21 protein-coding genes are annotated in these 17,669 nt (G+C 42.2%); 15 read left to right on the top strand and 6 right to left on the bottom strand.

The window, feature by feature from the left end:
* Positions 1 to 8: 8 nt before the first annotated feature.
* From O3681_RS02215 to O3681_RS02195, 5 genes are all read right to left on the bottom strand, one after another.
* Entirely contained in the window at positions 9 to 1,700 is a 1,692-nt protein-coding gene (locus O3681_RS02215) for a type IV secretory system conjugative DNA transfer family protein (RefSeq protein WP_371459175.1), read from the bottom strand.
* Positions 1,701 to 2,048: 348 nt separating this feature from the next.
* Positions 2,049 to 3,197, bottom strand: coding sequence for a TrbI/VirB10 family protein (locus tag O3681_RS02210; protein WP_371459174.1), 1,149 nt, complete (start codon positions 3,195 to 3,197; stop codon positions 2,049 to 2,051).
* Between the two features lie 2 nt (positions 3,198 to 3,199).
* The gene (locus O3681_RS02205) at positions 3,200 to 3,925 is read right to left on the bottom strand and encodes a TrbG/VirB9 family P-type conjugative transfer protein (protein ID WP_371459173.1); all 726 of its coding nucleotides are present in this window, start codon (positions 3,923 to 3,925) and stop codon (positions 3,200 to 3,202) included.
* Complete coding sequence (locus O3681_RS02200) at positions 3,925 to 4,827, bottom strand: virB8 family protein (protein ID WP_107723252.1); 903 nt, start codon at positions 4,825 to 4,827, stop codon at positions 3,925 to 3,927. The genes O3681_RS02205 and O3681_RS02200 overlap by 1 nt, the downstream gene beginning before the upstream one ends.
* Before the next feature lie 11 nt (positions 4,828 to 4,838).
* Positions 4,839 to 5,303 (bottom strand): hypothetical protein, encoded by a 465-nt coding sequence (locus O3681_RS02195; protein WP_063075750.1) that lies wholly within the window; start codon positions 5,301 to 5,303, stop codon positions 4,839 to 4,841.
* A gap of 100 nt (positions 5,304 to 5,403) precedes the next feature.
* Between O3681_RS02195 and O3681_RS02190 the strand changes: the two genes are divergently transcribed.
* From O3681_RS02190 to O3681_RS02125, 14 genes are all read left to right on the top strand, one after another.
* Positions 5,404 to 6,111, top strand: coding sequence for a lytic transglycosylase domain-containing protein (locus O3681_RS02190; RefSeq protein WP_371459172.1), 708 nt, complete (start codon positions 5,404 to 5,406; stop codon positions 6,109 to 6,111).
* Positions 6,112 to 6,157: 46 nt separating this feature from the next.
* A complete protein-coding gene (locus O3681_RS02185; protein ID WP_314512421.1) occupies positions 6,158 to 6,547 on the top strand; it encodes a TrbC/VirB2 family protein in 390 nt (129 codons plus the stop codon).
* 9 nt (positions 6,548 to 6,556) lie between these two features.
* On the top strand, positions 6,557 to 6,862 hold the full coding sequence (locus tag O3681_RS02180) for a type IV secretion system protein VirB3 (RefSeq protein WP_036472428.1): 306 nt from the start codon (positions 6,557 to 6,559) through the stop codon (positions 6,860 to 6,862).
* Positions 6,859 to 9,375, top strand: coding sequence for a VirB4 family type IV secretion/conjugal transfer ATPase (locus tag O3681_RS02175; RefSeq protein WP_371459171.1), 2,517 nt, complete (start codon positions 6,859 to 6,861; stop codon positions 9,373 to 9,375). The genes O3681_RS02180 and O3681_RS02175 overlap by 4 nt, the downstream gene beginning before the upstream one ends.
* Positions 9,376 to 9,509: 134 nt before the next feature.
* Positions 9,510 to 10,277: a hypothetical protein gene (locus O3681_RS02170; protein WP_371459170.1), complete on the top strand. Its 768-nt coding sequence runs from the start codon at positions 9,510 to 9,512 to the stop codon at positions 10,275 to 10,277.
* A gap of 94 nt (positions 10,278 to 10,371) precedes the next feature.
* The gene (locus tag O3681_RS02165; RefSeq protein WP_371459169.1) at positions 10,372 to 11,505 is read left to right on the top strand and encodes a type IV secretion system protein; all 1,134 of its coding nucleotides are present in this window, start codon (positions 10,372 to 10,374) and stop codon (positions 11,503 to 11,505) included.
* A gap of 42 nt (positions 11,506 to 11,547) precedes the next feature.
* Positions 11,548 to 12,057: a DUF4189 domain-containing protein gene (locus O3681_RS02160; protein ID WP_314512428.1), complete on the top strand. Its 510-nt coding sequence runs from the start codon at positions 11,548 to 11,550 to the stop codon at positions 12,055 to 12,057.
* Between the two features lie 80 nt (positions 12,058 to 12,137).
* Positions 12,138 to 12,446, top strand: a complete 309-nt coding sequence (locus O3681_RS02155; protein WP_314512430.1) for a TrbM/KikA/MpfK family conjugal transfer protein — start codon at positions 12,138 to 12,140, stop codon at positions 12,444 to 12,446.
* 45 nt (positions 12,447 to 12,491) lie between these two features.
* Complete coding sequence (locus tag O3681_RS02150) at positions 12,492 to 13,055, top strand: type IV secretion system protein (protein WP_371459470.1); 564 nt, start codon at positions 12,492 to 12,494, stop codon at positions 13,053 to 13,055.
* Between the two features lie 79 nt (positions 13,056 to 13,134).
* The gene (locus tag O3681_RS02145) at positions 13,135 to 13,668 is read left to right on the top strand and encodes a DUF4189 domain-containing protein (protein WP_371459168.1); all 534 of its coding nucleotides are present in this window, start codon (positions 13,135 to 13,137) and stop codon (positions 13,666 to 13,668) included.
* A gap of 80 nt (positions 13,669 to 13,748) precedes the next feature.
* Complete coding sequence (locus tag O3681_RS02140; RefSeq protein ID WP_107723239.1) at positions 13,749 to 14,057, top strand: TrbM/KikA/MpfK family conjugal transfer protein; 309 nt, start codon at positions 13,749 to 13,751, stop codon at positions 14,055 to 14,057.
* A gap of 46 nt (positions 14,058 to 14,103) precedes the next feature.
* Positions 14,104 to 14,670 carry a type IV secretion system protein gene (locus tag O3681_RS02135; protein WP_371459469.1) on the top strand — a complete coding sequence of 189 codons (567 nt, stop codon included), beginning with the start codon at positions 14,104 to 14,106 and terminating at the stop codon, positions 14,668 to 14,670.
* A 75-nt stretch (positions 14,671 to 14,745) separates the two neighbouring features.
* Positions 14,746 to 15,267: a DUF4189 domain-containing protein gene (locus O3681_RS02130; RefSeq protein ID WP_371459167.1), complete on the top strand. Its 522-nt coding sequence runs from the start codon at positions 14,746 to 14,748 to the stop codon at positions 15,265 to 15,267.
* Positions 15,268 to 15,345: 78 nt separating this feature from the next.
* Positions 15,346 to 15,654, top strand: a complete 309-nt coding sequence (locus tag O3681_RS02125) for a TrbM/KikA/MpfK family conjugal transfer protein (RefSeq protein WP_063075743.1) — start codon at positions 15,346 to 15,348, stop codon at positions 15,652 to 15,654.
* 262 nt (positions 15,655 to 15,916) lie between these two features.
* Here the strand turns inward: O3681_RS02125 and ygiD are convergent, their stop codons facing one another.
* Entirely contained in the window at positions 15,917 to 16,702 is a 786-nt protein-coding gene (ygiD, locus tag O3681_RS02120; protein ID WP_371459166.1) for a 4,5-DOPA dioxygenase extradiol, read from the bottom strand.
* 238 nt (positions 16,703 to 16,940) lie between these two features.
* Here ygiD and O3681_RS02115 point away from each other — a divergent pair, with 238 nt between their 5' ends.
* On the top strand, positions 16,941 to 17,459 hold the full coding sequence (locus O3681_RS02115) for a GbsR/MarR family transcriptional regulator (RefSeq protein WP_295848586.1): 519 nt from the start codon (positions 16,941 to 16,943) through the stop codon (positions 17,457 to 17,459).
* The last annotated feature ends 210 nt before the right edge of the window (positions 17,460 to 17,669 follow it).

Genomic DNA, 17,669 nt, shown 5'->3' with positions numbered 1-17,669 from the left:
CATTACTATTACCGTTTTCCTTTTAATGAGGCGACCTTTACTGACCCCATCAATCGTTTAGTAAATGTCCCATCTTGGTAATAACGGATTTTCCCCACTTGCGCCGGATGTGACATACCTTCGTAAAGGATAATTTCCTTATCTTGGCTCATTGCCTTTAACTCTTGCGGCAACATCAGTGCGCGGCGCTCTTCGCTTTCCGAGACACTACGTTCACGACCACGGCTGATATTTTTTCTTTTCACTGTAGTATAGCCCAACATTTCAGAGTATTCATTTGCATCCTGCTGTTCTCTAGGTGTATAGATGATTTGCAAAGCATGGTTAGTGATAATAGTACGTGCATATTCTTTGCCATAAACAGCATCCAGCTGGGCAACTGATTGTATAATCGGAAATAGGCGAATGTTGTAACCTGCCATATAGCTGACAGAATGAGCAATAATTTCAACTTTACCGATACTTGTGAATTCGTCCATTAACAACATACATTGGTGTTTTAAATCTGGATTATCCTGAGGTAGCTCTTTCGTATTTTGGTTGATAAGTTGAGAGAAAAAGAGGTTAACAATGACTCTTGATTCAGCAAGTTTGTTAGGAAGAATGCCGATATAAACAGTCATTTTCTTTTTACGTACGTCAGTCAACAGAAAATCATCAGCGGAAGTGGCGGCATCAATGACGGGATTAATCCATGGGTTGAGAGGTTCTTTAAACGTACCCATGATAGAACCAAAGGTTTCTTTTTCCTGAGAGATTAAACCGGAAAAAGCAGTTTTTGTAGCCTCGCTGAGATATGGTTGTTGTGATAAAGATGTAAAATACTCCTTGAGCTCTGTTCCATTACCTGATGAAAGGCGATATATTTTCCCTAATGTACAAGCTGGCTCATTTTCTTTGCCCTCCACAGAAAAGTCAGCCATTGCTTCATGCTCATCAAAACAATAAAGTGAAAACGCCAAAAACGCATTTCTTGCCTGCGCTACCCAGAACTTATCACGGCTATCTCCATCAGGATATAGCATTGCAGCTATCGACATTAAATCCGATACTCGCTGGTCAGGATCAGAAGAAACGTAGGTAAACGGATTCCAACGGTGTGTCCTTCCATCTTCGGCAAACGGGTTGAACAAATAGACTTCCTGACCTAATACTTCTTTGCGGTAGCCGCTAGTTAAATTGAAGTTCTCCTGTTTGATGTCCAAAACAACTACCGATCCTTTATAACTTAACAGGTTCGGAATAACGATACCGACACCTTTACCTGAACGTGTCGGCGCTGCCAACAATGCGAATTGCTGGCCATTGTAATGTAACAATTTGCCGTTGTATTTACCGACGACAATTGAAGTATCTGTTTGTTTGAAAAATCCTGCTTTTGTCAAATCAGCCATCCCTGCAAATCGTGCTTCCCCATGAAGACTTTGGGAGGCAGTGCGCCAAATAGGAATTAAACCAAGCAGGGCAATCAGAAAAGTAAAACCAAATCCAACAATTCCTGATGTTTTAATTTGCAGTGAATATTTAGCAACCTGAGGAATATCCAACGTATTATAGTATTTGAACCATGTTGTAAGTAGTAAGGGCGTTTTATCTAAGCCTAACCATTGCAGCAGGATAAAGCCTGAAAGGTAACAGCCTAATATGAAAGAAATTAATAGTAAAACTACCGTAATAATAGATTTGTTTTTTAGAGTCATTTCAATACCTGTAAGTCAAAGGAATAGATTGTTTTAGATTTCTAGTGAAGATATTAGTTTTCAGACAGCCTAAGGTAATAATGGAAAGCTCAGTTAGTTCTACTAATGTGTATTATGAAATTTATCACTCTCTTTTAGTACTATCCTTGGCAGTTTCACTGTATGTTTGAACTAAATATTTTTTGCTATTTTGATAATACTCATGCACACCGCTCTATACAAACTCTTAGGACTACAGTTGGTAATAGAACTATAGATAATAGTAGGACAAGAGGCTTCATCAGCAATTATTCTTTATGATAAACGCATAATAATTAGGCCGTCTGAAAAAACAGACGGCCCTTAAAATTACTGCATAACCGAACTGAAATCAATGTCCTGGGCAGTATAAATATTAATCAAGGTCCCTTGATTGATCGTTACTGTATTGGGACGAGCATTATTTCGCTCAAGTTGATTGATAGCCTGTTGCTTCAATGTATTGGCTGTATCACTCTGGTAAGGATTCGTGGTAGTTGATGTGTTGGTTGTAACCGTTTGTCCTTGTGGGCCATATTCAGTAGCAGCATATTTAAAAGCATCAGAAATCATACTAATCAATAAAGCTGATGCCAAACGTGATCCCCAATGAGACTTAAATTTACCAACATGGCCAGCTGCACCAAGATTATCTACTCCAGGAGATTCCAGTGTTACATCAACGCCTTCTGGTGTTATGATTCGATTCCAAATAACCTCCATTCGCGGACCAGTAGGATTACTGGAACCATATTGTCCCATTACTTTCGAACCTTTCGGTAACAAGAGATATTTTCCACTGGCAGAATATACAGGCTCAGTGATAATACAAGATGTAAATCCTTTTACTTCAGAAACAATTTTAGTTTCTAATACGCAGCGTAAATAAGTACCCTGTAAAAGTAATTTATCCCTGTTATGCATATAACGAACAGCATTAGCTTGAGCTATGCTTGCTCCCGACTCTTTCTGAGCAGCCTCCCCATCTTCAACAAATTTAGAATCCGTGTTGGCAGACATATCCACAGGCTGCACGGGAATATTAGGAATTATAGGCGGAGGGGTCTCTACTATCGGTGGAGATGATATTTCTATTGGTGGCTTAACAGATTCGGTAGTTTTAGAACTCTCTGGATCAGGCTTCTGCTCTTCCACTAAGTCAACTGGAGGTATCTCAGTAACTTGAGGCTCCGGAGCAGGTAAATCTGGTACAGTAACTACCTGAGGACGTTCTGGAGGGGGAGCTTCATCAGAACCACTAAATTGATGATAGGCAAATGCCCCTAGCCCAGCTAACCCAAAACCTGCAGCTACAATAAACGCAATAGCTTTTTTGTTGACTGTGCGATCAACAGGAGCATTTAGTTGAGGAGCATTCTCCTCAAGTCCCGCCAATTGTTCTTGTTCGTATTGGCTTGAATATAAATTTTGTGATGATTCACTATCTTTTTGATGTTCATTATTTAGCTTATCAGACATTCTTAATTCCTTTTTAATCCAACTACATCATTTCCATGTCTCAAAACTAAGAATGGATAAGTCCCATGGACAATAACTACATTACCTTCAACATTACTGTTTAAGACAAACTCAGCTCCTTTCTCTGATTTTCTGCCATAAACAGCAGGAAAATCACCTGTGAACTTGCCCTTATTCAAGTGGACATAGGTAAATCTGCCATCATCATAGACTTTTAAAGGAACTAGCCAACGAGATTTTTCATTTGCAGCCACATCATAATTAGTATTATAGATTTTAGAAGAATCATATTTCAGGCTATAACCAGCCAAAGTACTAGCACGAAGACTGAAATCCGTAGAATCGGGATATCTGAATTTAACTTGATAATTCACCCCTTTGTCTGAAGCTTCTGCTAAATTACCAACAACATTTTTCATAACCTTAAGCTCAAAAATATATTGGTGAGCCTGAGTACGAACAATAAGATTAGTATCAACTGCATCAGCCTTTGGACGCAGATAAAACACATTTTCTCTACGTACCAAATCCCATCCACCACTTAGGCCCGCACCAAAATCTTTAACCTTTTCACGAGAGTCAAGTTCAATTTGTGTGACTACGCCTTGTGCCGTATGAACGGGATAAGTTGTATTTTCTTGAAACGTATACTCTTGAATAGCTGCAGCATAGACGCTTCCTTGCAACAAACACGATGCTGCTGTTACTAAAAACATTTTTCTTAACATTATTGATTTCCACTTTCAACAGATATAGGAGAAGCATTAGGAACATCATTATCTACAGATGTAGGAGCTTCTAACTGGGGCTGAGGTACACTTTGTACTTGTTGCTGAGCTTGGCTTTCAGATGATGTTCCTGCTGAAAGATAATCTGAAGATAAATCTTGAACAGGTGATTCACTAGCATCAGGATCAACACGATAAGACAATACCTGGAATCCCAGGGGATTTTTTAACCTATACTTTTCATCCATCTTCAAATTGCTATTATAAGTATAGGTCAGAGTAGCAACATTGCTATCCATAAATCTTGATATGCCAGTACCCTTATTTAATAAAAATCTTTGGAATCTTACTGTTGCGCTAGCATCGCGACCATCGGCCTTTCCACTATTATTAAGGACGATACTCAAAATTTTAACGCGAATTGACTGAGCAGACCCATAAAGATTAAATGGGCTATTCGGGTTACTTTTATTCATCAGATTGCGATAGCTGTCAGATACCCCTGCAACCGACATAGAATAAACTGTAGCCCAGTCATTATCATAAATAATCTGACTATCAAAAGATTCTCTAGCAATAATAAAGTGGGAAATATTACTCTTATTTACTGCTTCATTTTTAGTAATATCTAAATTATTCCAATCGCCGGCTAGTTTAGCAACAGTAGCTTGTCCCGTATAGACATCAGCCATAACAAGATAAGGTTCTTTTTCTTTCAGCGGCAAAATATAAAATAATCCGCCAAGCAGACACAAAGAAGAGAAGGTAGAAATACCGGCAACAATCCATGCCCTTTTCTCACTTTTTTTGCGGATATCAACCAAGGTCGTTTCAAAATCCAAAGATCTTTTTACAGCCTTTTGGATATTGCCATCAGTAGTATTTTTACTTGATTTGAACATATGTTTCCATTTTAATCTTGAGTTTTTACATCAGCTTTTGCTGATCTCTCATGTTTTTTCTTTCCACTGTTTTTCACAGCAACATCCATTCTCTTATGCGCCATAATGACACCATTTTGCACATAGAAAACCATCCCTTTATCTTCATAAAGTTTAGATAATTCACTTAAGGCATTATCAAGATCGGTATTTCGTATTGTTGATACTTTCTTATACAAAGTAAAATCAAGCGTATAGTCATAAACAACAGGCATCTTTGCCTCTTCTCCCCAACGCTCCAACAAACCTTTTACAGTTGTATCAAGTCGTGTCACTTGATAAACATGAGGTTTGACAAGAGGAATCTCAGTTACCTGATCAGGTAGTTCATTTAATGGCTTCCATGAACTTGGGAAATCTGGAGCAGACTGATTTGCACAACCTGCCATTAGCGCGCCCACACTAGCAGACAGTAACAGCGTTCTTAAAAGAAACATACATAGTACCTTATAAAATAACTTAAGTTACAACCAAAGCATCTTAATTAAAAATGAAGAAAAGACAATTCATGTTTGGTTATTTTTATTGGTTAAAATCTTGTTAATTATTTTAATCTGTGCTAAATTTCACGTCAATACAAATTCATATTTTCATCTCAACATCATGTTTTTTTCCTGCGCCGACTTAGCTGTCCCGCATGATATTATGCATCATGTCGTGAGAGTTGAATCCTCAGGCAACCCATACGCTATAGGTGTTGTAGGCGGACGCTTACAAAGACAGCCTAAAAATTTGGCTGAAGCAGTTGCTACTGCTAAAATGTTGGAACAAAAAGGATTTAACTTCTCCTTAGGATTAGCTCAAGTTAACCGATACAATTTAAAAAAATACGGGTTGCATTCCTACGAACATGCATTCCAAGTGTGCCCAAACGTCAAGGCAGGTTCGCATATATTGCGAGAATGCTACAATCGTGCAAAAGACTGGGGTAAATCTTTCAGCTGTTATTATTCCGGTAACTTTGTAACCGGTTATAAACATGGATATGTGCAAAAAATTTTTTCATCTATGGGGAAAGGGAGAGCAATCCCACAAAATGCCATTCCAGTCATCAGCAATACTGTGAACACCCCTCGTCCTATGGGCCAAATACCAGCACAACAAGCTAACCGCCCAAATTTGACAGTTACCGCTAATCCACAATCATACTCGGCCACTGTCTCTAAAAGCCAACATTCCTTGCAAGATAATAGTACTGCACAAGCGAAAAGCAATACTTATAAAGATAGCGCAGCAGTCTTTTAGATAGTTTTTTTCCACATCAACCTGTAATAAACATAGGAAATTTCAAATGAAAAACACTCAGATTCAAAAAAAGTCCCGCTTTACCGCTGAAAACGTTGCTACAGCAGCATTTGTTGCTGCAGCATTTTTAGCACCGACTGTAGGTATGGCTGCTGATGATTTTACTTCAGCTTCTGGTGGTGCCTGTAAATTCATTAAAAACATCCATACCGTATTGAATTTAATGTCCGTTGCTGTTGTAACCATCGCCATTATTTTTGCCGGTTACCAAATTGCTTTTGCGCACAAACGCATTTCCGACGTCGCACCTATTTTAATTGGTGGTGTGTTGATTGGTGCGGCTGGTCAAATCGCAAAAATGCTGGTTGGTAATGCGGACTCCTGCTCTGCAGCTACAACTTCAGCAATGATGCAAGTATTGCAATTCTTCGCATAATTATTCATTATGCAAAAAAACATCGTTTTTCGAGGATGTACACGTCCGGCAACCTTTCTCGGCGTCCCCTATATACCTTTCTTTATAGGAGCTGGCTCAGGATTATTAATGGGAATGTACTTCAATTTGTTTTTTTTGCTAACCATCCCATTCATCATTCTGATTATGAGGCAGATGGCCAAGCGAGATGACATGATTTTTCGTTTTCTAGGCTTACGCCTGAAATTCAGGCTTAAAGCCAGAAATCGAGAAGAGTTTCCTGACACATGGTGCTTCTCGCCTAACGAGTACCGCAACAATCCTCCCAAACAATGACAACAACACGTCCGACAGATGCTTTTGTCTGTCGGACAATTCCAACACAAAAAACAAATAAAATGTTTACTCCTGACGCATCAATCAGTCAATTCGTATCCCTCTCCACTCATGTCTCTCCAACCATTGTCAAAACCACTGGTGGAGATTACCTGACAACATGGCATCTATCTGGCCTTCCCTTCGTAGGTCGTGAAGAATGGGAGCTTGAGCACAAGCACAATACATTTAACCGTCTGCTCCAATCCCTGCGTGCACCCGACTACGTAAATGTCGCCTTTTGGGTACATGACATTCGACGTCATCGTAGTATCGATTTACGTCCTGAATTTCAAGAGTCTTTCAACCAAAGCCTCTCTGATCGTTATTTCTCTCGACTCTCCCAAGAAAAGCTCATGAATAACGAGCTTTACTTGACCATGATCTATCGCCCAGTTGTTGATGGCAAAAAATTCGTTGATAAATCGGGTAATATCGATCGTCTCAAAGCCGAGCAGGAACAAGCTATTGGTACACTTAACGAATTAGCAACCAACCTTGAGGCTGTTCTCAAAGACTACCATCCATACCGACTTGGTATGTATGAAGGTAAAAACGGAACTGTATTCTCTGAAACCCTCGAACTTTTCGGTTACATCCTTAACCGCGTTAACGAGCCAGTTCCCGTACTACCAGCCCCAGTTTACAACTACTTACCCCTTAGTCGACATCTCTTTTCTTCCAAAACCGGCGACTATATCGTCCGTACTCCCGAGGGTAAAAACCACTACGGTGCCATACTCAACCTTAAAGAATATCCTGATGGCACCTACCCTGGGATACTGAATGGTCTCAAATATTTGGATGTTGAATACGTCATCACCCATAGCTTCAGCCCAATGAGCCGATACGATGCTATGAAAACCCTCGAGCGCACTCGTGGCATGATGATCTCTTCCGGCGACAAATCATTTACCCAAATTGCAGAACTCGACCATGCAATGGACCAGCTCGCATCTGGCAATTTTGTTCTTGGCGGCTACCATTTCAGCCTTGCTATTTACGCCGACAGCCAAGAGCAGCTTTCCCAAAACATTGCCGCTGCCCGAGCAGAGCTTTCCAACGCCGGTTTTGTAACGACTAAAGAAGACTTGGCCGTCTGCTCCGCATATTATGCCCAACTTCCGGGCAACTGGAACTACCGCACCCGCATTGCCAACCTCTCATCGTTAAATTTCTTGGGTCTTTGCCCCCTCCACAACTTTGCCACAGGCAAACGTGAGGGCAACCCGTGGGGGCAATGCGTTACCGTTCTTCAAACAACCAATGGTCAGCCCTACTACTTCAACTTCCATGCAACCCTTGAAGGTGAAGATTCCGAAGGTGAAAAAGCCATTGCCAACACCATGGTTATCGGTAAGTCCGGTACCGGTAAAACAGCACTTATCAACTTCCTCCTCAGCCAGGTACAAAAATACGATCCCAAACCCACTATCTTCTTCTTCGATAAAGACCGTGGTGCCGAGATCTTCGTCAGAGCTTGCGGCGGTGCTTATATGGCGCTGGAAAGCGGTCAGCCGACCGGCTTTAACCCCTTCCAATGCGAAAATACAGAGGCAAATGTCCAATTCCTCTGTGGCCTTATGAAGCAGTTAGGTGGCAAGGCGCACTATTCAGCAGCAGAAGACGACGATGTCCTGCGCGCCGTTCGAGCCATGCTTGATACCCCAATGGCACTGCGCAGTATTTCCAACTTCCAAAAATCGCTGCCCAATACCGGCGACGATTCCCTCTATGCCAATATCCGCAAATGGACTAGAGGAAACAGTCTCGGCTGGGTCTTTGATAACCCTCAGGACAAAATCGACTTCAGTGGTGCCAACATCATCGGCTTCGACTACACCGACGTGATTGAAAACCCACAGGTACGCGATCCAGTCATCGGTTATCTTATCCATCGAATGGAAGAGCTTATCGATGGTCGCCGCTTCATCTACATCATGGATGAATTCTGGAAAATCCTTGATGGCGAAGGCGGCTTGAAAGAGTTTGCCAAAAACAAACAAAAAACCATCCGTAAGCAAAACGGTATGGGTATCTTTGCCACCCAGTCTCCGGAAGACGCCCTCAAAAGCGATATTTCCGCCGCACTGATTGAGCAGACAGCTACCATGATACTGCTGCCAAATCCGAATGCAGATAAAAAAGACTACATTGATGGACTGAAGCTGACCGACTCAGAGTTCCAAGTGATTAAAAGCCTGGACGAGCGCAGCCGCTGCTTCTTGGTCAAACAGGGCCATGCTTCCGCAGTATGCCAGCTCAACCTGCGCGGATTTGACGATGAATTGGCAGTCATCTCCGCCAGTACCGACAACATCGACATCATGGACGGCATCATTAAGAAAACAGCTGAACGTTTAGGTGTCGGCATTGATGCGGTAAGACCGGAGGATTGGTTACAGACCTTCTACGATGAACGTAAGGGTTCTGGTAAGAAAGCAAGCGCCAATGTGATGCGCAACGCGGATTAGTCGTATAGACGAATAAACTCAAAGGTCGTCTGAAAGCAGCAAGTATTTCAGATGATCCTTACTGAAAAACAAAAAAACTTGGATACGTTTAAATAATTTAATTTAAGAAAGATTGTAAGCAAATGAAAAACACAATGAGAAAACTGGCAGCAGTTTTAGTGTGCGCAGGAATGCTGGGAAATACATCCGTAACGGCAACAGGTATTCCGGTATTTGATGGAGCAGCGATGACCAACGCGATACAGCAATTGATGAACTGGAAAGCTCGATTTGACAGTGTGTCTCGAGGATACTTAGACAATGTTAGTGGAGCAAATACAAATGTCAAACAATCTACTCAAGTAAAGAGTATGTTTGAACGACGCAAAAAAAAATGTAGAGCAATACAACGTGACAACCCTGCTTCAGGTACACTTTGTCTACAAATTACTAAACTGGAAGAAGAAAAGTACAACTTGTTAGTTACAATCGATGAAGAAATCAAAGGTGATTTCAAAAGAATCAACGGCAAAGTCTCCTCTCAAGGTAGAATGGCCAAAGAAAAAGACGCTCTTGGTGGTATATCGGGTATGCCTGGATTCAGTTTCTCAAATCAGGCAGGTAAGGCTGAGACTGCCGAAAATAACGTACAGATCCAAGTAAACGCCGTAATGGCTAAATATTATCAGTACAAAAATAATCTTGACACCCTAGATAAAGAGATTGAATACTACAACTCAATGCGCAAAATGCTGACCAAAGAACAGCTTACCGGCAGCAGTTTGAACAAAAACATCACTAAAGGAGTTACATACGGTAAACTGACTGAAGCTACGAATCGCTTTAGAAAAAAAGCAAAAGACGTAGTTGATGATAGAAAAGAAATCGAAAGCAAAACCAAACCGATTTATAAACCCAATTGAGTATAAGGCCGTCTGAACCGGATCGGTTTCAGACGGCCCAAACAAATCGATCATCTCATCGTTTTACAAAAATTAATCGAAAGCTCATCTCATTATGATGGATTTACTCCTTTATACCGGCATTCGCGACTATCTTTATGCGCGAATCGGCTACTTTACCGAAGTAGTCTTATCTAAAAACTTAAACCTCGCCCTTACAATGGTTTTGGCATTGCTGACATTATGGATTATGGTTCAGGGCTATCTGATCGTAACAGGTCGGAGTCAGGAAGGCCTCAAAGGATTTATTTTTAACCTTGGTAAAAACTATGTTGTTATTGCCATTGCACTTGGGGTCTCCTTAGGCAGTAGCTTTAGCGTCCGTGTATTGACTGATGATCTTGCCAATGGCATCAGTCAAGTTATGCATGGCAATAACGATTTCGGCAGCGAGTGTCTGACCGAACAGACCTCCTATATTACCGGCTGTAAAATCGACTTGAACCTGAAAACCACTCAACTTGTCCTATCCGGCCTTTCTGCCATTGATACCGCAGATGACGACCATCTGGAAGATAAGCTTTCCGAAGCCAAATGGTTTGCCGGGGTAGGTACGGCAGGTCCTGCCATCGTGGCGGGCACCATGCTCATCATGTACCGTATCGCGATTTCCCTGTTTGTCGGTTTCGCGCCTATCTTTATTTTGTGCCTCCTGTTCAAAAGAACCGCCCCGCTGTTCCAAAAATGGCTATACTTCGGATTAGCTACTATCTTCTCCAGCGTCTTGCTCGGCGTCATGGCGGAGATTTCCATGGACTTGGTGGGCCACTTATTCGGCGGCGCGGCAGCCGGCAAATTTGTGGCAACCGTCATCGGCGAAGGAGGCACAACCGGCATTATGGAAACCGTTACCCAGCAGCTGGGCTTGGGTTTGATGCTCTCCACCCTACTGATTACCGTACCGCCTATGGCAGGTATGTGGTTTAACGGTGTGATGGGTAGCTTCAGCGCCTACTCAGTTATCGGCAATGGAAATGGAAATCGCCAAGAAGTTCCGCCGCATTTGGATGGTGGGGCAAGTCAGCGGGCTAGCTACGATGTACAGAATAGAGTTACGAATAATGTTGAGAAGTTGGATGCAAATACTAATCAACACACATGGACAATGGGTGGAAGCCAGTCAGGAAGTACAACTACAGATGCAATGAAACTGGCTGAGCAACCTCGTAAGGGAGATAACAAATCCTAGTATTTCACGAATTAAAGATTTAAATAATAGATTGGAAATGAAATGAGAAAATTACTTTTTATGTTATTAGGGTTAATAAACCTTAATATCTGTGCCGCTAATCCTACCTACGATGCGACTAGAGGTGCATTGCAAAATGACCCTGGCTTATGTCAATACGGCTATAATCCCAACTGTGCATCATCTCGTCAACATCAACGAAATCAACCTACGGAAATTGTTCATATTAAAGTACCTTCAAAATACGGAGCATGGGCAATCAATCCTAAAACAGGTATATCAGGTGGCGCGCTCGATATGGATTCACTCGCTGCAGCAAAAAAACAAGCCATTAAAACCTGCGAACAAGGTGGAAAAAATAAACCGTGTAAAATTGGTGCTTGGGTTCGTAATGGCTGTATTGCAGCTGCCCAAAGAAAAGATGGTAGACTTTTTTTCGGTATAAACGACCCTGGTCTTGCTGAAGTGGAAGCATTGAGGAAATGCCAAGCTTCAGGTGGAATTCAATGTAAAATTACAACTCCCGAAGGTTGCTCTATGCCTAAATTCTAATAGACCCAAAGCCGTCTATTTTCAGATGGCTCTTGATATCCTCCTCTAATTACCAATTTAATTTTAACGAGTACGACACGATGAAACACTTATCCATTTTTGTTTTAACCGCGGCTATGCTGCCGTTTTCTGCCTCTGCCGTCAACGCTTCAGATATTGCCGGAAAACTGCTGACAGGCGATAAAAAATATGCCTGCGAGGCCATTACCTGCCTGACTTCTCCGGGTACGCCGCCTAAAGAATGCAACCCTGCACTGCACAGGTTCTATTCCATTCACCACAAATACGCGCAAGACACCATCAGCGCTCGCCGCCGCTTCCTCCAGCAGTGTCCTGCTTCCCGTGACAAAGAGATTGCCCCTATTATCGAAATAGTCGTACATCGATAATCTATCTACACAAAGGCCGTCTGAAATTCAGACGGCCTTTTGTAAATAGTTGGTTTCGCGCCCATCTTTATATTATGCCTCCTGTTTAAAAGAACCGCCCCGCTGTTCCAAAAATGGCTATACTTCGGATTGGCTACCATCTTCTCCAGCGTCTTGCTCGGCGTCATGGCGGAGATTTCCATGGACTTGGTGGGCCACTTATTTGGCGGCGCGGCAGCCGGAAAATTTGTGGCAACCGTCATTGGTGAAGGCGGCACTACCGGCATTATGGAAACCGTTACCCAGCAGCTGGGCTTGGGTCTGATGCTCTCTACCCTGCTGATTACCGTACCGCCTATGGCAGGCATGTGGTTTAACGGTATCATGGCATCCTACTCTGGATACAATGCAATGCAGGGTTGGGGAAACGGTCAGCCTGCTACGCCTCCGGGGATGAATAGCCAACAGCAAAAGATTAATCATAACATGCAGAATTTTTCTAGTAGCACTGATTCACAAGAAATCAATTCTAATCAAAATACGGTAAGGACAAATTATGATTCAGCATCCAACCAGCCTACTGATACTACCAAAGCTGCTAAACAATCCGATAAAGGGTTAGCCCGGTAAAGATGACAAAAGTATACTTTCTACTATTTGTTATTAAAAATGACGAAAGCTTTAAATAAAAAAATTAAGTGAGGCAATCATGAAAAAATTAGTTTTCATTCTCTTAGGTTTAGCAAGTTTAAATGTATTTGCTAATAGTTGTGGTGGAGAGTATCAGCCTGCAACTGGAACTTGTCGCATCATTGACAGCTCCGGTCGTCAGATTCTATATAACGTTGGCACACCTCAGTCTTATAATAATGGTTCTGTTGAAAATCAACCAACGGTTGTTAATATCAATGTTCCTTCAAAATACGGTGCTTGGGCAGTTAATGCAAAAACTGGTCTCTCAGCAGATGTTATTAATGCCCCATCTCTTGAAATTGCAAAAAAAGGTGCTATTAAGGCCTGTGAACAAGGGGGACGAAATGCACCTTGTAAAGTACTTGCTACAGTCAGGAACGGCTGTATCGCCGTTGCTCAAGGAAAATCTGGCAAAAAACTGAAAACATTCTATGGAACAGAACCCTCTATTGGTCAAGCAGAACCGACAGCCTTAAGGAAATGTCAGGCTTCGGGAGCTGTACAATGTAGAATTACTACGCCTGAGGGCTGCTCACTACCTAAATTCTAATAGACTCAAAGCCGTCTGTTGTTCAGACGGCCCTTGAAACCCTCCTCTATTTCTCATTCTATTTTAACGAGTACGACACGATGAAAAATTTATCCATTTTTGTTTTAACCGCAGCCCTGCTGCCGTTTTCTATGCCTGTAGTCAACGCTTCAGATATTGCCGGAAAACTGCTGACAGGCGATAAAAAATATGCCTGCGAGGCCATTACCTGCCTGACTTCTCCGGGTACGCCGCCTAAAGAATGCAACCCTGCACTGCACAGGTTCTATTCCATTCACCACAAATACGCGCAAGACACCATCAGCGCTCGCCGCCGCTTCCTCCAGCAGTGTCCTGCTTCCCGTGACAAAGAGATTGCCCCTATTATCGAAATAGTCGTACATCGATAATCTATCTACACAAAGGCCGTCTGATATTCAGACGGCCTTTGTGTAGATAGTCGTTTTCGCACCTATCTTTATTTTATGCCTCCTATTCAAAAGAACCGCCCCACTGTTCCAAAAATGGCTATACTTCGGATTAGCTACTATCTTCTCCAGCGTCTTGCTCGGCGTCATGGCGGAGATTTCCATGGACTTGGTGGGCCACTTATTCGGCGGCGCGGCAGCCGGAAAATTTGTGGCAACCGTCATCGGTGAAGGCGGCACTACCGGCATTATGGAAACCGTTACCCAGCAGCTGGGCTTGGGTCTGATGCTCTCTACCCTGCTGATTACCGTACCGCCTATGGCAGGCATGTGGTTTAACGGTATCATGGCATCCTACTCCGGATACAATGCAATTCAGGGCTGGGGAAACGGTCAGCCTGCTACGCCACCGGGGATGAATAGTCAACAGCAGCAGGCTAATTATGATGTTAAGAATATGGCTGGTAATACTGGCAATAATACTAAATACGAAACTGCTCAATCAAATCTATGGACAACTGGAGGCAGCCAGACAGAAAGTACATCTACTGATACCATGAAGCAACCTGGCCAATTCGACAAAAGAAGTAAATAAACCATCGTGAATAAACGAGCCTAGTATTTCTGCATTCAAAGATTAAATTTGAAAAAATAAAAGATTGGATTTGTAATGAAAAAATTGCTTTTAGTACTATTAGGGCTGTCTAGCATAAATATTTATGCCAACGGTTGTGGCGGAGAATATCAGCCTGCAACAGGGACTTGTCGGATTATCGACGGTTCAGGCCGACAAATTTTATATAATGTTGGTAAGCCTCAATCTTCAAATAGTGATTCTACACAAAATCAAACTAACGTTATTAATATCAAAGTTCCTTCAAAATATGGAGCATGGGCAATCAATCCTAAAACAGGTATATCAGGTGGAGCACTTGAGATGGATTCACTTGCCGCAGCAAAAAAAGCGGCTATTAAAACCTGTGAAAGAGGTGGAAAAAATAAACCGTGCAAAGTTGATGCTTGGGTTCGCAATGGCTGTATCGCCGTTGCTCAAGGAAAAGATGGTTCAGCTTTTTTTGGTATAACCTCTCCGGGCATGGCTGAAGCGGAAGCATTAAGGAACTGTCAAAAAAGTGGAGCTTTACAATGTAGAATTATTGCTACCGAAGGTTGCTCTATGCCTAAATTTTAATAGATAACGGCTGTTTTGCTGACTAGATGGCCTTTAATATCCGCTCTAATCCCTATTCTATTTAACGAGTACGACACGATGAAAAATTTATCTATTTTTGTTTTAACCGCAGCTCTATTGCCGTTTTCTGCCTCTGCCGTCAACGCTTCAGATATTGCCGGAAAACTGCTGACAGGCGATAAAAAATATGCCTGCGAGGCCATTACCTGCCTGACTTCTCCGGGTACGCCACCTAAAGAATGCAACCCTGCACTCCACAGATTCTATTCTATTCACCACAAATACGCGCAAGATACCATCAGCGCCCGCCGCCGCTTCCTCCAGCAGTGTCCTGCTTCTCGTGACAAAGAGATTGCACCTATTATCGAAATAGTCGTACATCGATAATCTATCGACACAAAGGCCGTCTGAAATTCAGACGGCCTTTTCTCTTTTCAAAATGATTAAAATTTTAAAACTCTTCAAAATACAACCTCATCTACTACTCAAATTATTTACATTCTAAACTTACAGACTTAATCTCATCTTTGCCGATTATAGGTTAAGGTTTTTATATAGACATAAAATGCCGTCTGAAACAACTTAGCACCATCTGCAACGTGAGTCGGACAAATAAAGAATGGTTTGTTTTGTTCTGATTTTTCCCTTTTTATCCCACTAAAACTGACGTCATGCTGAGCGAACCTGCAATCAGGTTATCGTTGAAAAACGTAATATCGTCTTGCGGTTCGCGTAATGCCATGATGTACAGCAGCGGTAAGTAATGATCCGGAGTTGGCACAGAAAGCTCGGCCTTTTCGCCTAGCTGCTCATAATGCACCAAAGTTTCATTATCTCGTATTGCAATTGCCTGATTGACCGTTTCGCGGAACGCAAACGCCCAGTCATACCCTGCACCGATTTGATCGATATGTTCCCAGCTTATCGCCCTCAGATTATGCACAATATTGCCGCTGCCGATAATCAGCACGCCTTGCTCGCGTAAAGCAGATAATTTTTTCGCCAAGTTGAAATGCCATTCCGCCGATTGCAAACGGTTAAGGCTCAGTTGCACTACGGGAATATCGGCATCGGGATAGAGAAATTTCAACACCGCCCATGCGCCATGATCAAAACCACGCGTTGGGTTCAACTCGACATTTTCCGGCTGTAATAATGACTTCACTTGCTCCGCCAACTCGGGCGAACCGGGCGCGGGATATTGCATTTGGCTGAGCTCTTCAGGAAAGCCGTAGAAATCGTAAATCATTTCAGGGTGTTTACCTGATGTCACCTGCAAACGGCTGCTGTACCAATGCGCTGAAATCATCAAAATGGCTTTTGGTTTGGCAAACTTTTGCGTAATTAGGCTGAAATTCTGATTGAACGGGTTCTCTGTATCTAATGCATTCATCGGGCTACCATGCCCAACAAACAATACAGGCATTTTTTTCATGTTCTGCTCTTCGTTATCTGATCCAGCAGATTGTACGGATAAATTTTTATTCAAAAAATACCGGTTTACGAACAATATCTTTTACTAATAGGAAATAATAGCTGACAAAGTTGGATGTACCATTGATGTATTTAGAAAAATGCATTAAAAGGCCGTCTGAACATTTTTACTTCATACGCCAAAATTTCTTCATTTCTGTATTGACAGAAATAAAAGATAAAAATAGAATACCATCACTATGAAACTGAATCCGACCACTGAAAAATTTATCCTCCATTGGGGTGAAATGGGTACCAAATGGGGGGTCAACCGTACCGTTGCACAAATCCACGCCCTGCTCTACATCTTGGGCAGGCCGATGAATGCCGAAGAAATTACCGAAACGCTCGGCGTAGCGCGCTCCAATGTCAGCAACAGTATTAAAGAGTTGCAAAACCTGAGATTGGTACATACCGTGCATATCTTGGGCGATAGGCGCGATCATTTTGAAACTTCGGATGATGTCTGGACTTTGTTCCGTACTATTGCAGAAGTGCGTATGCAGCGTGAAATCGAACCGACGCGGCAATTTTTGCAAAGCCTGATCGACAGCCCTGAATTTAGTCAGGAAAATGAAACTGCCAAGCAGCGAATCCGACAAACCCATGATTTCATCAGTACGCTGACCATGTGGGCAAATGAAATGCTGAAGCTTTCTACTTCAACCATGGTAAAAATTTTGAAAATAGGCGCTGGAATACAAAAATTTTTCCGATGATGGCAATGGACTTGTTCTCAATAAACATAGCCAATGCTATTTAGGATATGGAAACATGCTCATGGCAGCCTTGCATGGGCATGTTTATCTGAAGCTTGATATTCTTTGGTAGATTTTGAATCACTGGATATGGATTTCCCTCCTAAGGAAACAATCTAGAAACCTATCTAAAATTTTTTACCCTATAATTTCTCTTTTAACAGAAATTTT

It is taken from the genome of Neisseria sp. 27098_8_158 (genome assembly GCF_041433145.1).
GTDB lineage: Bacteria > Pseudomonadota > Gammaproteobacteria > Burkholderiales > Neisseriaceae > Neisseria > Neisseria subflava_E.
The sequence above is the reverse complement of the archived record's forward strand: the minus strand, read 5'-3'. Positions and strand labels throughout refer to the sequence as shown.

Bases quoted from the DNA above. Each gene is read 5' to 3' on its own strand.
- O3681_RS02180 (WP_036472428.1), top strand. From the start codon at position 6,557: ATGCAAAAAAACATCGTTTTTCGAGGATGTACACGTCCGGCAACCTTT.
- O3681_RS02195 (WP_063075750.1), bottom strand. From the start codon at position 5,303: ATGTTTCTTTTAAGAACGCTGTTACTGTCTGCTAGTGTGGGCGCGCTA.
- O3681_RS02140 (WP_107723239.1), top strand. From the start codon at position 13,749: ATGAAAAATTTATCCATTTTTGTTTTAACCGCAGCCCTGCTGCCGTTT.
- O3681_RS02170 (WP_371459170.1), top strand. From the start codon at position 9,510: ATGAGAAAACTGGCAGCAGTTTTAGTGTGCGCAGGAATGCTGGGAAAT.
- O3681_RS02145 (WP_371459168.1), top strand. From the start codon at position 13,135: ATGAAAAAATTAGTTTTCATTCTCTTAGGTTTAGCAAGTTTAAATGTA.
- O3681_RS02155 (WP_314512430.1), top strand. From the start codon at position 12,138: ATGAAACACTTATCCATTTTTGTTTTAACCGCGGCTATGCTGCCGTTT.
- O3681_RS02210 (WP_371459174.1), bottom strand. From the start codon at position 3,197: ATGTCTGATAAGCTAAATAATGAACATCAAAAAGATAGTGAATCATCA.
- O3681_RS02185 (WP_314512421.1), top strand. From the start codon at position 6,158: ATGAAAAACACTCAGATTCAAAAAAAGTCCCGCTTTACCGCTGAAAAC.
- O3681_RS02165 (WP_371459169.1), top strand. From the start codon at position 10,372: ATGATGGATTTACTCCTTTATACCGGCATTCGCGACTATCTTTATGCG.
- O3681_RS02200 (WP_107723252.1), bottom strand. From the start codon at position 4,827: ATGTTCAAATCAAGTAAAAATACTACTGATGGCAATATCCAAAAGGCT.
- O3681_RS02215 (WP_371459175.1), bottom strand. From the start codon at position 1,700: ATGACTCTAAAAAACAAATCTATTATTACGGTAGTTTTACTATTAATT.
- O3681_RS02115 (WP_295848586.1), top strand. From the start codon at position 16,941: ATGAAACTGAATCCGACCACTGAAAAATTTATCCTCCATTGGGGTGAA.
- ygiD (WP_371459166.1), bottom strand. From the start codon at position 16,702: ATGAAAAAAATGCCTGTATTGTTTGTTGGGCATGGTAGCCCGATGAAT.
- O3681_RS02205 (WP_371459173.1), bottom strand. From the start codon at position 3,925: ATGTTAAGAAAAATGTTTTTAGTAACAGCAGCATCGTGTTTGTTGCAA.
- O3681_RS02130 (WP_371459167.1), top strand. From the start codon at position 14,746: ATGAAAAAATTGCTTTTAGTACTATTAGGGCTGTCTAGCATAAATATT.
- O3681_RS02125 (WP_063075743.1), top strand. From the start codon at position 15,346: ATGAAAAATTTATCTATTTTTGTTTTAACCGCAGCTCTATTGCCGTTT.
- O3681_RS02175 (WP_371459171.1), top strand. From the start codon at position 6,859: ATGACAACAACACGTCCGACAGATGCTTTTGTCTGTCGGACAATTCCA.
- O3681_RS02160 (WP_314512428.1), top strand. From the start codon at position 11,548: ATGAGAAAATTACTTTTTATGTTATTAGGGTTAATAAACCTTAATATC.